Origin of the sequence: Janibacter melonis (assembly GCF_020567375.1) — a bacterium.
Taxonomy (GTDB): Bacteria; Actinomycetota; Actinomycetes; order Actinomycetales; family Dermatophilaceae; genus Marihabitans; species Marihabitans melonis.
Genome location: NZ_JAJBZM010000002.1, coordinates 18,841 through 31,885, shown reverse-complemented (window position 1 = coordinate 31,885; position 13,045 = coordinate 18,841). Strand labels below are relative to the sequence as shown.

Sequence of the window (13,045 nt, the reverse complement as noted above, 5' to 3'; positions counted from 1 at the left end):
GTCACGCGGGCGTTGGTCGGGGTGTCGAGGTGGCGGCAGGATGGGTGGCATGAGCTCACCTGCGCGCCGCGAGACCGACGGATCGAGCACGGGGGTGCTGCGCCGCGTCGCGCAGGTGGCCCTCGGGGGCGCGATGCTCTTCGCCGGGACGGGGCACCTCACCTTCGCCCGTCAGGAGTTCCAGGCGCAGGTGCCGCCGTGGGTGCCGCTCGACGTGGACTTCGTCGTGCTGGCGTCCGGGGTCGTCGAGATCGCCGTCGGCGCGGCGCTGCTCGCGACCTGGCGGCAGCCCCGCCGTGCCCTCGTCGGCGCAGCGACCGGTCTGCTCTTCGTCGCCGTCTTCCCCGGCAACATCGCCCAGCTCACGGAGCGCCGTGACGCCTTCGGGCTCGACAGCGACGGCGCCCGGGCGGCTCGCCTGGTCTTCCAGCCCCTGCTCGTCGCCTGGGCGCTGTGGGCCACCGATGCGGTCGGGGAGTGGCGCCGGCGAAGGGGGTGAGTCGATGGTTGAGGAGCGACGGCCCCCTGGTGGTTGAGGTGCGACGAAGGAGCCTCGAAACCACCCGCTCGACCTCGATCTTCTGAGGGGGTGCAGGTCTGCGTCAGAGGCTGTCACTTCTGCCAAGTCGCACCGGAGGTCTAGGAGGCCGGGCAACTCTTCGTTGTGAACACTTGCAAGGCTCCCGGCGGCCGGCCGTCTGTGTTGAATCCAATCGCGGCGGTGCGACGTGCTCTGGCTGGCTTCAGTGGGCTTCTGCTCCTCGCTGGTTGCTCCGCAGTGGCGACAGGGCCCGAAGTTGAGCAGTCTTCAAGCACGTCAACGCTGAGCCCGTCACCTGACGCGTCGACCGAGGGCTACTCGACCGAGCCTGACCCGCCCAGCTCCGAACCGGCGGCGCCCGATCCCGTCGCAGACACGACGAGCAACGAGATGGACGTGAGCAGCTGGATCGCCGGGGCGAGGGAGCTGCTGGACGAGTACACAGCGAACGACGCGGGCATCCTTTTCATAGGCGTCCAGACCTGCGAGATCGTGCCGCTCTCCATTGAAGACGCGATGGATATGGAGGCGTCGTCTCCTGAGGGTCCGGAGCATGTAACCGCGGTGGAAATCAGAGCCCTTGCACTGCTCGCGGAGCAGACGCTGTGTCCGGGTGGTGTCCTGCTCGACGAGCCCGACAGCCTGGCGGATGAGGACATCTTCGGCGACTCGGACCTCGGCTCAGCTGACCAGGAGCCCGCTGCGAAGAAGGCCAAGAGTCCCGCGCGTAAGCCCGCTCCCGCACCGACCACTACGGCCGACCCCGCGCCAGCCCCCGACCCCGCGCCAACCCTTGACGACGTAGAGCCGGAAGACGATTGGGAGTTGCCGTCTGAGCCGCCTCCTCCTCCGGCGTGCCCGTCCTGGAGCGAATTGGCAGGGCGGGTTGAGGTGACGAGCACACGGCCGGACAAGTACGACATCGGCAAGTTGACGCGCGTCGAGGTCACGCTGACCAACCCGCGGTCGTATGACCTCTTCTTCACGGGCAGTCTCGAGTACCCAGCGGAGTTCACGCCGGAGTTGATGTTCCAGGAGGACTACTCCCAGGCCTTTGAGAGCGTGCGCCTGAAGCCGGGGCGCCAGACCCTGCGTGCCACCGTCCTTGACATGGGTAAGGGCGTGACGTCGCGATCAATCCGCTGGCAGAGCTGGGAGGTCGCGGGCTCCTCGCACCTGGTCGATCCGATGGACCCCATCTGCGAGCGTCAGGAGTTCTGGCGGGAGTAGGAATCAGACCGCCCCGTTCACGAGCGCCCCGTCCTCGATCGACCACCGGCGCGTCAGCCCGATCCGGCCGAGGAAGTCCTCGTCGTGGCTCACGACGAGCAGCGCCCCTTCGTAGGCCGACAGCGCCTGCACGAGCTGCTCGACGGACTCGACGTCGAGCGAGTTCGTCGGCTCGTCGAGGATCAGCAGCTGCGGCGCGGGGTCGGCGAGCAGCACCCGCGCGAGGGAGAGACGGAAGCGCTCCCCACCGGAGAGCTCGCGCACGTGCTGATCACCCCGCGACCCGCGGAAGAGGAAGCGGGCCAGCTGGGCGCGCACCTCGTGCGGCGTGCGTGACGGCGCGGCCGCCCGGACGGTCTCGACGAGGGTCGCGTCCTCGTCGTCGAAGCGGATCCGCTGCGGCAGCAGCCCGGTCTCCGCGACGCGCTGCACGACCCCGGCGACCGGCGCGGGAGCGCCGTCAGGCGTGGAGTCCTGCGTCCCGTGTCGCATGATCGCGCCGATCAGCGTGGACTTGCCGGCGCCGTTGCGCCCGGTGAGCGCGATGCGCTCCGGCCCGCGCACGACGACCTGTGGTCCGTCGGCGGGCTGCAGCGTGAGTACGTCGCGCCCGGTCGGCACCCGGGTCTGCGGCAGGTCGACGCGGATCGTCGCGTCGTCGCGCACCCGACCCTCCGCCGACTCGAGGGCCGCTTGCGCGCCTGCCTCCCTCCCTTCGTGCAGTGCCTTGGACCGAGCGCTCGTGCGTTCCGAGCGCGCGGCGAGCCCGCCGGCGAGGATCTTCGGCATCCCGCCCGCGAGCTGCGCCCGACGCCCGGCCGCCTCGGCCCGTTGCCGCCGCTCGTGCGCCTCGATGCGCTCCCTTCGCTCCCGCCGGACCTCGGCGCGAGCGTCCCGCACGTCCTGGGCGGCCCCGGCCTGCTCGGCCTCGACCGCCTCGCGGTAGACCGAGTACGGGCCCTCGACGGTCCGCAGCTCGGAGCCGCGGACCTCGGCGATGCGGTCGACCCGCTCGAGGAGCGCGGTGTCGTGGCTGACGACGACGAGGGTGCCGCGCCACGTGGCGACGGCCTCGTGGACGAGCGCGCGGGCGGTGGCGTCGAGGTCGTTCGTCGGCTCGTCGAGCAGGGCGATGTCGGCTCGCTGCAGCCTGATGCCGGCGAGGCCGACGAGCACGGCCTCGCCCCCGGACAGCGAGGCGACCGGGCGCGCGAGGAGGGCGGCGTCGCCGCGCAGACCGAGGCCGGCGAGGGTGGCCAGGGCCTCGGCCTCGACATCCCAGCGGTCGCCGACGGTCTCGAAGACCTCCGTCGACACGTCACCGGACTCGATCGCGGCGATGGCGCGCAGGACGGGACCGACCCCGAGGGCGTCGGCCACGGTGCCCGGGCCGAGGGCGAGGTGCTGCGGCAGTGTCGCGACGGTGCCGCTGGTGTCGACCCGTCCCGCGGTAGGCGCGAGGTCTCCTGCCAGCAGGCGCAGGAGGGTGGACTTGCCGGCGCCGTTGCGGCCGACGAGGCCGGTGGTGCCGTGACCGAGGGATCCGGTGAGGCCCTCGGGCGGGCCGAAGACGACGGTGCCGTCGGGCCAGACGAGCTGGGCGTGGGTGAGCGTGATGGCGGGCTGGGCCATGGGAGATCCTGTCGAGCGTCGGGGCGCTGACGGGTGCGTCGACGATGCGTGGTCGTCGGGTCAGCGCGTGGTCGCGGCTCCGCGGATCTCGGTCATCTCGGCTCTTCTGGGTGGCAGGGCGTCGGTGCTGTCACCGCCGACGTCGGTCGCTGTCAGGCTAGCGAAGGGGGAGGACAGCGTCGACGCGATTTTGGCCGGGTCAGCGCCGGGGGAGCTTCACGGCGGTGGCCGCCGCCCAGCCGAGCAGCGCGGCGGTGACGACGAGCAGCCCGAGGGTGAGCGCCGCGGGGCCGCCTGCGGCCCAGGAGATCGCGGTGAGCGTGCCGATCGACATCGCGCCGAAGGCGATGCGCACGACGGCCGCGCTCGTGGCGGCCGCCGGGTCGAGCCGCGTCCCGTCCATGACCTCTCGGGTGGCGAGGAAGGCCTTGACCGGCAGCACGACGACGAGCAGCGACATCAACCCCATGAAGCCGGCGACGCCCCACCCGCCGAAGAACATGAGCGGTGCCGCGGCGAAGCCCCGCGCGTCACGCGGCCAGTAGTAGTGGTCGTAGATCCCCTCGCTCGTCGAGGTGATGAGGTCCTGGCCGTACCCGCTCGCGCCGAAGGCGACCCACACGACCGTCGAGATGATGACGCTGGGCAGCGGTGTGAGGATGCAGGCGATGAAGAGCCGCTGCGCGAGCGGGAGGGCCGTCCGACGCCACAGCAGCTCGAAGCTCGCCCAGACCGCGACCACCGACGGCGCGGCGAGCGGGACCTGACCGAGGTGCCGGTCGCCGTACGCGTCGCTCAGGCTGTCGTAGCTGCCGTAGATGCTCGCCACGGCGAGCAGCCCGATGAGCCCCCACGTGTACGGCGAGATCTCGTCGAGCAGCAGCCGACCCGGGGACTGCCGGCCTCGGACCCTGCGCGCGCTGCTCGTCACGGGGCCGAGCATCGCACGGATGTCGTTGCGGGAGTTGACCTCACGTGCACCTGAGGGTCGAAGGTGGGCGCGGCGGCTACTGCCTCGAGCACGCGACGCTCCTCCGGCCGTGGTGACCGCGCTCGGGTGCGACGCGCAGCTGCGGCTCTCGCGGGTGGGCGACCGACAGAGGGCCCCGCGACCGCATCTCGCGATCGTCGTGAAGATTGACGGCACGGGCTACCTCAGCGACGCAGTTCGGACCGATCGAGTTGGGTGACGGCGGACGGCTGGAGGGAGGGATCTGGGAGTACGAGATCCCGTCGGGTCTACGAAGGGCGAGCCGACCCGCTTGGCAGCTGTGGCGGCAGCGGGCGAAGAAGTGCGAGCTAACGCACTCGGCCGACGAGCTGCCCGTGCGTCCCGTCGATACGTCATGGGTCACCACTACATGTCGACGCACCGGGCGTCGCACTTCACCCGGACGCTCACCTTGGCGCGCCATCAGGTCGACGCGGACGGGCGTCCGGTGCACATGATTCTGACGCTCGACGGCCTGCAGGTCCGGCGGGCAGGGGAGGCACGCAGCTGCGGAGGTGGCAGACGAGGAGATCACGGAGGTGTGCGACGAGATCCGCGCTCACCTCACGGATGACATGGAAGACCCCTCGTCAAGCGGGTGAGAGCACTGCGGGCGTGCGGCTGAAGCGATCTTCTTGGTGCAATCTGTACAAATCACGCCCCCGGGACGGGCGGACCTGACAGGCTGGTCGCATGAGGACCTTCGGGCCAGCACTCGACTCCGCTCCGAAAACGCCTGCGGGCCGTGGACCGTTTGGACCGCTGGGCCGAAGCGGCGGGATCGAAGTATTCGAATGGGCTCACGCCATGCCGAGAAATCGTCCTGAACAAGCGCGAATGAAATTCTGATGGCTCGACCTCTTCACCACCTTGCGATAGGGGCGCAATGACGAGCACCGGTATAAACACCAGTATAAGCATTCGGCCAGAGGTTGGGATGCTTAACCTTTTCCCGAACATGAAGTACCAGCCATGGTATGCGCTGGGCGAACTCGTCGACAATGCGATTCAGAGTTATATCGCAAACCGCGATTCCCTGCGAGATGCCGAAGGCGCAGACTACCGGCTGAGAATCGAGATCGAGGTAGATCGAGTCAGCGACACGATCACCGTTCGCGACAATGCCGCAGGCATCGCCTCGGCCGACTGGCAACGAGCGTTTCGGGTTGCCGACCCACCGTCTGACAATAGCGGCCTGTCGCAGTTCGGAGTAGGGATGAAGGCGGCCTGTTGTTGGTTCGCGAAGAGGTGGTCAGTCCGTTCTTCCGCGTTAGGTGAGACGGAGGGGAGGGCAGTCGTTTTCGACGTTCCGATGATTGTGGAGACACGAGACGAGACGCTAGAGGTAATCACCGAGTCACATGCAGCCAGTGTGCACTTCACAGAGGTGCGCATGGAGATGCTGTACCGGAAACCGCAGACTCGGACCATCAGCAAGATCCATGCATATCTCGGTGGGATCTATCGACAGTTTCTCCGCAACGGTGACGTAGTAATCACTTTTAACGGTGATGCGATCGAGTACGTCGAGCCTGCAGTGTTGACCGCTCCTCTGTGGTCTGATCCAGAGGGTGAGATGCATACGTGGCGGCACGAGGTGAATCTTCGACTTGACTCCGGGCGGCGTGTTCTTGGGTTTGTGGGAATTCGAGAGAAGGGGGCCACTGCATCTGCTGGCCTAGCCCTCTTCTACCGGAACAAGGTGGTCACCGGGGCCGGTGAAGAGACTTACCGCCCGCGCGAAATTTTTGGTGCGTCGAACGACTTCCGCTCTCAACGGCTCTTTGGCGAGCTGCACATGGACGACTTCAACGTGACGTATACGAAGGATGCGCTGGTCTGGTACGACGAGGAAGACGATTTCCTCGAAGCCTTGAGGGCTGAGCTAGAGGGGGGCCCGTGGCCTGTCCTTCGCCAAGCCAAAGAATACCGATCGCGACGAGTGGAGAAGACGCCGCAGAAAACTGCAAGCGACCTACTTGAGAGCGTAGCTTCATCGTTCGCCGCCTCTCGTGGGCCGGAGCAGGATCAAACGGAACCACCTCTGCCGACCAGTATAGAAGTTGAGTTTCCCAAGGTAGACGCACTGCCCGACCAACCGTTCACAGACGAGGTCGTCTCTGCGAATCGCAGCATGACAATCCAACGCCACGGTACTACCTGGCACGTCGACTTTGAGTTGACAGCTGACGAGGCGAATAGCAACTGGCTGGACGTCAGGGAGGACATGAGCGATCCGCGCGCGATCCAGTTGAAGGTCAATCAAGCCCATCCTTTCATGCGTGCGTACTGCGAACTACCCGGCACCGAGTTGGAGCCGGTGTACAGAGTGGCGATCGCTCTGGGAATAGGACAGGCGCTGGCACGACAGGGAGGCGCAACGATGCCGTCGCTCGTCGTCCATGCCACAAATGAACTGCTCAGGACCTATCTTTCCAGGAAGGCTGTCTGATGACTGACCAGCAACTCGCGAAAGTCGTCTTTAATAACGACTCTAATGACCCGCTATCTCATTGGGTGCCGGTTATTGGAGGAGAGACGCTTTCAGTTGTGGAGAGCGCCCTTACAGACGAGTATGAACGAGCCCGAGTTTTAGCTGAAACTCAGCAGATCCTTGCGCGCTGTGCAGGTCCAGCAGTCGAACCTGTACATGGGATAGCCGGCCTAGTCATTGGTCAGGTGCAAAGCGGGAAGACTCTTTCATTCACAACTCTCACAGCCATGGCGCGGGACAATGAAATCCCGCTCGTGATCCTGCTAGCAGGAACCAAGACGAATCTGCACGCGCAGACGGTTGCTCGCCTGCGAAGCGACCTTCGGGTAGAGCGAAAGGGTGGGATTAGTCCCTGGGCGGTAATGACCAATCCTGATGACTCCGCCACCTCGGTCGCTCAGCTGGCGACGCAGCTCAAGAACACGCTCGATCCGAAGATGCCACCGCAATTTCGTCAGACGACAGTAATAACAGTCATGAAGAACAAGAGTCGGATGATGAAGGTGGCCGGACTGCTGGCCAAGTTGCCGACCCAGGGTGTCGACACTACCGATCTGCCGGTGATTCTTATTGATGACGAGGCCGACCAGGCGGGTATGAACGCCGGTAAGGCTGATGGGGGAGAGAAGTCGGAGACTCCAACTTATGCGACCATAGTGGAGTTGCGCAATAAGGTGCCAAATAACTCGTACGTCATGTACACCGCAACGCCGCAAGCACCTCTATTGATCAGCCTCGCCGATTCACTTTCACCCGAGTTCGTCAACGTGCTCACGCCTGGCTCAGGCTATACCGGAGGTCAGGACTTCTTCGGGTCTGACGCGAATGACAATGACTTCGTGACGGTGATGTCTGCAGCAGACCTGTCTGAGGCGCTCGACACGTCGAGCGGGTCCCCACCAGAGTCACTAAAAGATGCTCTAGCCACCTTTCTTCTGGCGAAGACCCAGATGCCAGAGGAAGTTCTTTCCATGTTGGTGCATCCTTCGCACACGAAGGACCTGCACACAGTTTATGAGGGCTACGTAAACTCCCTCATGAGTGCGTGGTCGCAACTCCTCAACAGCGCCGGACCAGACCGTGATGAGCTGGTGGCTGCCCACTTCGAGCAGGCGGTGCAGCGGCTGGCCGCGGGCGGACGGGAGGTACCCCCGCTCGACGAGATGCTCGCCACCCTACCCGCTTGGATGTCCGTGACAAGAGTCCGCGTTGTGAACAGCGACAAGACGAGCGACCTCACATGGGACGAGGCGCCCGCTTGGATCGTCATCGGCGGGAACGCCCTAGATCGTGGATTCACAATCCAGGGGCTTGCAATCACGTATATGCCCCGTGGTGCAGGAGTCGGAAATGCAGACACGATCCAGCAGAGAGCCCGCTTCTTCGGGTACAAGAAGAGCTACCAGGATCTGTGCCATGCATGGATGTCCAGTGATCTGGCGCAGGCTTATCGAGACTACGTAGATCACGAAAAGCACCTCCGAGAGGAGATGCGACAAGCACAGGCTGACGGGATCAATCTCAAGCAGTGGACTCGAAAGATGCTGCTGGACGCCTCGATGAAGGCGACACGTCGAGCAGTCATCAAACTCCCGATCCTGCACAACAAATTCCGGGGCGGGTCGTGGACGTCGGTCGATCGTCTGGGGAAGATGCCGTCCGCGAAGGCGTCTAAAAATAGGCGTGCGGTCGATCTCCTTCGGGCGAGATACGCTTCCGATATCGAGTTGGACCCGATGGATCCTCGGACCAACCCGGGTAATCACCGGTTCTATGTACCTCTAGGCGAGGTTCTGGCACTGCTGGCTGACTGGGAGGGGCCGGTCGAGGATGCCATTGTGTTGCAGCAGCTCACGCTGGTCATGCAGGCCCATCTCGACGATGACCCGACCCTAAGAGTTGCCGTCTACTCGATGGATGGTTTCGAGCCTCGTAAGCGCTCCCTTGGTGCCGACGGTGACAGAGTCAATTTGGCCCAAGGACGCAACCCCAAGATAGGCTATCAGGGCGATGGGCAGTCGTTCGATGGTGACGTGTTGACGGTTCAGTTGCACAATGTGATGAACCAGGACGGTCAGCCGGTCTGGGGTGCGGTGGGGCTGCGTATTCGTGTACCGGAGGATCTATCTGGTGCTGCGATTTTTCAGTACAAGGCAGACGAGTGATAACCGCCGATGGGATTCGTCAAAGCATCGGCAAAGTGATCCCGACTCATTGGGCCGGGTTTGACGTAATAGATATTCCGGCGGCTCCAGGGTTCAAGGTCGGCAGGGCCGAGGGCGCAGCCATAGTCCTGCTGACCCCGGCCGACACTGCGCCGGAGCCACCCACGCAGCTCCAGCGGATTTCACTGCAGCCAAGTGCGCGTCTACAAGTGCGTCACCCGAACGGCATTATCGAGGAGGGATGGTGGGGCCTCGTCCAGCTTAATCTTGGTGAAGTTGAGTATCTAGATACGTTTGTGTCCGTGATCGCAAACGTTGTAAATGTTGTTGGTCAGGACCCTGAGCCTGGTCGCGTGAGTATCGCGATGCGGCGGTTGGTGCGCTTGTTCGACGCCGCTGCGCCCCCGCGCGGCAGTGTGCTAGGGCTCTGGGGTGAGTTGCTACTGTTGCGCCAGATGGGTAGCACGACTTTGGCTCTTGATTCTTGGCACAGCAATATTGATGATCGATTTGATTTCGCGGCGCCGGGTAGTCGTCTCGAAGTAAAGACGACCACGCTCAGTGAGCGGCGGCACAAGTTCTCGCTTGAGCAGTTGCTCCCGGTGCAGGGTGCAGTTACCAGCGTTGTCTCCATAATGACGACAGAGACGTTGGCTGGGTCAAGCCTGCAGTGGATGATTGCCGCCATTCAAGAGTCGCTCAGCGGTGACCCCGAGCGCCAGATGCGGGTGCACGAAGTTGTATCGTCAACTCTTGGCCCTGAGTGGTATCGGCATGTCAAGCGAGCCTTCGACGCTCAGCAGGCTATTGATTCGATGCGGATTCTACGAGCTTCGGACATTCCAAGAGTCGGGGCTGTGCCGCATGGGGTCACAGAAGTGCGTTTCAGTGTCGAGTGTGGACACATCGACCCAGGTCATCCTCCAATCGGGCTCTCCTCTCTGATCGACTAATAACTGGATGTACTTCGCCTTGCGCACGGTCGAAGAGATCGCTTGCACGTCTAGCTGGGGTGGTAGAAGGGGGCGATGCCAGGGTGGTCCATCTGTACTCTCGCCCTACATCCGAGGTTATGGGGAGCAGGTTTTGGCACGAGAGGTCGTTGACCAGATCGGACCCGATGGGGAGCTGTTGCTCGATGTCGACCCACGTCTGAGCGAGGAGACCAAGAGTCGTCTACTCCTCGAGGCGTTGCCCGGCGCGGTGACGGACGTGGTGGCCGGGGTCCGGGTCGTGCGGTTTCGCGATCAGGTCATCCTCAAGAAGCAGGTGACTCATCTGGGCAGGCCTTGGCCTGGCTTCAAGAAGCGCATCCAGATCCCCCGCACCTGGTTGGAAGTCGAGCGCCAGGCGTCCGCGAGTGATCTCCAGACGCGATTCGTCGGCATCTACCATTACTGCGGCGTGACGATCTTCGTCGACTTCGATCCCGCGAGATACGCGCGGCAGAAGGCGAACAACTCTGCGGCCCACGTCGCTACCAATGATCTGCACCAGGCGCAGGTGAATGGCCGGTTCAGGCGGGTCGACCGAAGCGGCAACGTGGTGACCAGCGTCAGGGCCGACTCGCTGCAGCGCTACCTGATCGAGGGGTACGACTCTCACCAGCCGAGGCTGGATGTGTTCCGCGCCTTTAGCTCGCACCTCTTCTCCATGGGGCGTATCGACGCGTTGACTGCCGTGAACGCGATGCATGAGGTGCGCTGGCCCGACCGATTCCAGGGGGAGTGGCCTGGGTTCTTCCTCGAGTACGAGTTCGACCGCTTCGTCAGGACGGAGGGCGTCCAAGGCCTCGTCGAGTTCCAGAAGGTCAAGGCCAATGGACGCTACGACTACGACCTTGCCTTCAAGTCGGGCGCCACCGTGGCCTACTACGGAGATCTCAAGGCGTCAGATGTCGTCAAGCAGGAATCGCCAGGAAACGACGCTGAGGACTTCGCCCGGTGCCTGGCGGAGTTCGGGCGGTTCTGGTACGTGGTCTACGAGCACGAAACCGTCCACGCGCGCGACAACGGTGACGTGGCCACGATCGCCTGGAACGAGTGGAGGCGATCGGCGGGACATCTTGCTCGGAAGGGCTACAACCCCCTCTCCTACGCCCGCCGCTTCAAGGAGTCCGTGCGGTTCACCCGGATGTCAGTCCTCGAGGTCAACGACGCGAACGCCGGTGTCGTACTTGGCGAATTTGCCCAGGGTCAGCAACCTGACGGAGCGGCGCGGGCGCTGAAGGTGATGATCAAGAAGAGGAACGTCGACAACTTCTTGATCTACTCCCACACGGTCGACCAGCCTGCGCCCTCGCGGTCCTGACCGCGCTCAGACTGCGACCGGCCGCACCGGCTCCGAGGTGGCGACGTCGGCGGCCTGCCGGCCGTTACTGGAGACGGCGTCCCTGGCGGGGTTGTCTTCCGCGTGGAGGACAGACCTCACGAGCTCAGCCGGGAGGTCGGCTGCGTCGCGTTCGACGTGAGAGCGGAGCACGTGCCAGGCCGCGCCGACGGCAACGCCATTGCCGACCTGCTTGTACGAGGCCGAGTCCCGTTGGTCGCCGAAGGTGAAGGAGCGGGGGAAGCCCTGCAGACGAGCGGCTTCGTGCGGGGTGAGGCGCCGACGCCGAGGTCCGTAGATCGAGGTCTGCGTGATGGCGACCAGGGCGGGAAGGTAGGTCGCGGCCTTCGCCCTGATGCCGGACGGGCGGAAGTGCATCACCGTGTCCCACAGGCTGGCGGTGTCCTGCGCCTGCCACTCAAGCTTGCGACGGGAAGCCGGGAAGGCCTTGAAACCGGGGTGGGCCTTGCGCCACTCGTCGACGACCGTCCTGTTGTCGTCGTAGAAGCGAGCGTTCTTGATGAGGATCTGGCTCTTCCACCGCGGGAGGGCCTCGAGCTCGAGGGGATCAAGCGTGCGCTCCGGCACGAAGTGATCGGCCCACAGCGGGAAGCCAGGGAGCCGCGTGCCAGTCCTGGACCAGATGCGCTGCACGAGGTCGTCCCAGGCGTCGACCCAGGCGACCTCGTCCGCGCTCAGCCGGTAACGCTGGATGTCCTTGATCGACTCGTCTGCGTCGAGGACCCACTCCGTGCGCCAGTCCGTGGCCTTCCAGCCGTCGACTGGGGCGCGAACCACCGTCGGAGCAGGCTGCAAGCCTGCCTCCAGCTCCTTGCGCACGCGCTCAGGTCCGATGAAGGTGCCCAGGATGAAGACCCGGTCGCGCACCTGCGGCGTGCCACCCATCTTCGGCGGCAGGAAGTGGGGGGAGAAGACGGTCGGCGTCTCGGAGACGCGGTACCCGATCTCACGCAGCGTGCGGATGATCGTCTCCCACTCGTGCCGGTGGCGCGGCCCGGCGATGTTCCGGACGTTCTCCAGCAGCACCACGGCGGGCGTCCGGTCCTGCAGAATCCGGGCGATGTTCCAGAAGAGCGTGCCACGGGCCTCGTCCATCCCGCGCTGGTACCCGGACTTGGAGAAGGGCTGGCATGGGAACCCGGCGGCGAGCAGGTCGTGCTCGGGGACCCCGACCTCTTCGTCCTCCGGGGTGTCCAGCGTGATGTCCGTGTTGACCATGGGGCGGCGGTGCTCGGGGAGCGGGTCGATCCAGTTGCGGGCGTACGTGATGCGTGCCTCGCGGTCGATCTCGGAGACGTAGACACACTCGCCACCGGCGTGGTCGAGCATCGCGTGGAAGCCCCCGATCCCGGCGAACAGGTCTACGTAGCGGAAGGCCGGAGCAGCGCCCGGGGACGCGAGGTCGCTCGGTCGGTCGTGCCGGTTGACGCTGGTGAGCTCGTTCACGTGTACGAGCTTAGCAGCTGAAGCGTCAGCTATTTGGGAGCTCCTTCGGGGTGTCCTCAGGTCGAGGTCGAACGATTGTTGCAGCACGCTACCTCCGCAGGTCGGCACCCCCGCTCGACCCTGCAGATGGTGTGATTGATCGTGAGCCGAGATCTCACCATCGAGCACCGACAACGAAGGGGGACGGACCGTGGCGA

Annotated in this window: 9 protein-coding genes; 6 read left to right on the top strand and 3 right to left on the bottom strand. The window is 64.7% G+C overall.

Annotated elements, in window-relative coordinates; all coding sequences use genetic code 11:
* Nucleotides 1-40: 40 nt before the first annotated feature.
* Nucleotides 41-499, top strand: a complete 459-nt coding sequence (locus LIV55_RS06205; RefSeq protein WP_372456503.1) for a DoxX family protein — start codon at nucleotides 41-43, stop codon at nucleotides 497-499.
* Between the two features lie 438 nt (nucleotides 500-937).
* Nucleotides 938-1,771 carry a hypothetical protein gene (locus tag LIV55_RS06200; protein WP_229299639.1) on the top strand — a complete coding sequence of 278 codons (834 nt, stop codon included), beginning with the start codon at nucleotides 938-940 and terminating at the stop codon, nucleotides 1,769-1,771.
* A 3-nt stretch (nucleotides 1,772-1,774) separates the two neighbouring features.
* On the opposite strand, the gene LIV55_RS06195 is transcribed toward LIV55_RS06200, so the two are convergent.
* Both LIV55_RS06195 and LIV55_RS06190 read right to left on the bottom strand, forming a co-directional pair.
* Entirely contained in the window at nucleotides 1,775-3,403 is a 1,629-nt protein-coding gene (locus LIV55_RS06195) for an ABC-F family ATP-binding cassette domain-containing protein (protein WP_229299638.1), read from the bottom strand.
* Between the two features lie 199 nt (nucleotides 3,404-3,602).
* Entirely contained in the window at nucleotides 3,603-4,334 is a 732-nt protein-coding gene (locus LIV55_RS06190) for a hypothetical protein (RefSeq protein ID WP_229299637.1), read from the bottom strand.
* 946 nt (nucleotides 4,335-5,280) lie between these two features.
* Between LIV55_RS06190 and LIV55_RS06185 the strand changes: the two genes are divergently transcribed.
* The 4 genes from LIV55_RS06185 to LIV55_RS06170 all read left to right on the top strand — a co-directional run bounded on the left by LIV55_RS06185 (nucleotide 5,281) and on the right by LIV55_RS06170 (nucleotide 11,363).
* On the top strand, nucleotides 5,281-6,846 hold the full coding sequence (locus LIV55_RS06185; protein WP_229299636.1) for an ATP-binding protein: 1,566 nt from the start codon (nucleotides 5,281-5,283) through the stop codon (nucleotides 6,844-6,846).
* Nucleotides 6,846-9,053 carry a Z1 domain-containing protein gene (locus LIV55_RS06180; protein ID WP_229299635.1) on the top strand — a complete coding sequence of 736 codons (2,208 nt, stop codon included), beginning with the start codon at nucleotides 6,846-6,848 and terminating at the stop codon, nucleotides 9,051-9,053. Before LIV55_RS06185 ends, LIV55_RS06180 begins: the two co-directional genes overlap by 1 nt.
* A complete protein-coding gene (locus LIV55_RS06175) occupies nucleotides 9,050-10,006 on the top strand; it encodes a PD-(D/E)XK motif protein (RefSeq protein WP_229299634.1) in 957 nt (318 codons plus the stop codon). Before LIV55_RS06180 ends, LIV55_RS06175 begins: the two co-directional genes overlap by 4 nt.
* 178 nt (nucleotides 10,007-10,184) lie before the next feature.
* The gene (locus LIV55_RS06170) at nucleotides 10,185-11,363 is read left to right on the top strand and encodes a hypothetical protein (RefSeq protein ID WP_229299633.1); all 1,179 of its coding nucleotides are present in this window, start codon (nucleotides 10,185-10,187) and stop codon (nucleotides 11,361-11,363) included.
* A 6-nt stretch (nucleotides 11,364-11,369) separates the two neighbouring features.
* On the opposite strand, the gene LIV55_RS06165 is transcribed toward LIV55_RS06170, so the two are convergent.
* On the bottom strand, nucleotides 11,370-12,848 hold the full coding sequence (locus LIV55_RS06165) for a DNA cytosine methyltransferase (protein WP_229299632.1): 1,479 nt from the start codon (nucleotides 12,846-12,848) through the stop codon (nucleotides 11,370-11,372).
* Nucleotides 12,849-13,045: the final 197 nt, after the last annotated feature.

Excerpts from the sequence above, each read along its gene's own strand:
- LIV55_RS06205 (WP_372456503.1), top strand. The coding sequence starts at position 41 with ATGGGTGGCATGAGCTCACCTGCGCGCCGCGAGACCGACGGATCGAGC.
- LIV55_RS06195 (WP_229299638.1), bottom strand. The coding sequence starts at position 3,403 with ATGGCCCAGCCCGCCATCACGCTCACCCACGCCCAGCTCGTCTGGCCC.
- LIV55_RS06185 (WP_229299636.1), top strand. The coding sequence starts at position 5,281 with ATGACGAGCACCGGTATAAACACCAGTATAAGCATTCGGCCAGAGGTT.
- LIV55_RS06180 (WP_229299635.1), top strand. The coding sequence starts at position 6,846 with ATGACTGACCAGCAACTCGCGAAAGTCGTCTTTAATAACGACTCTAAT.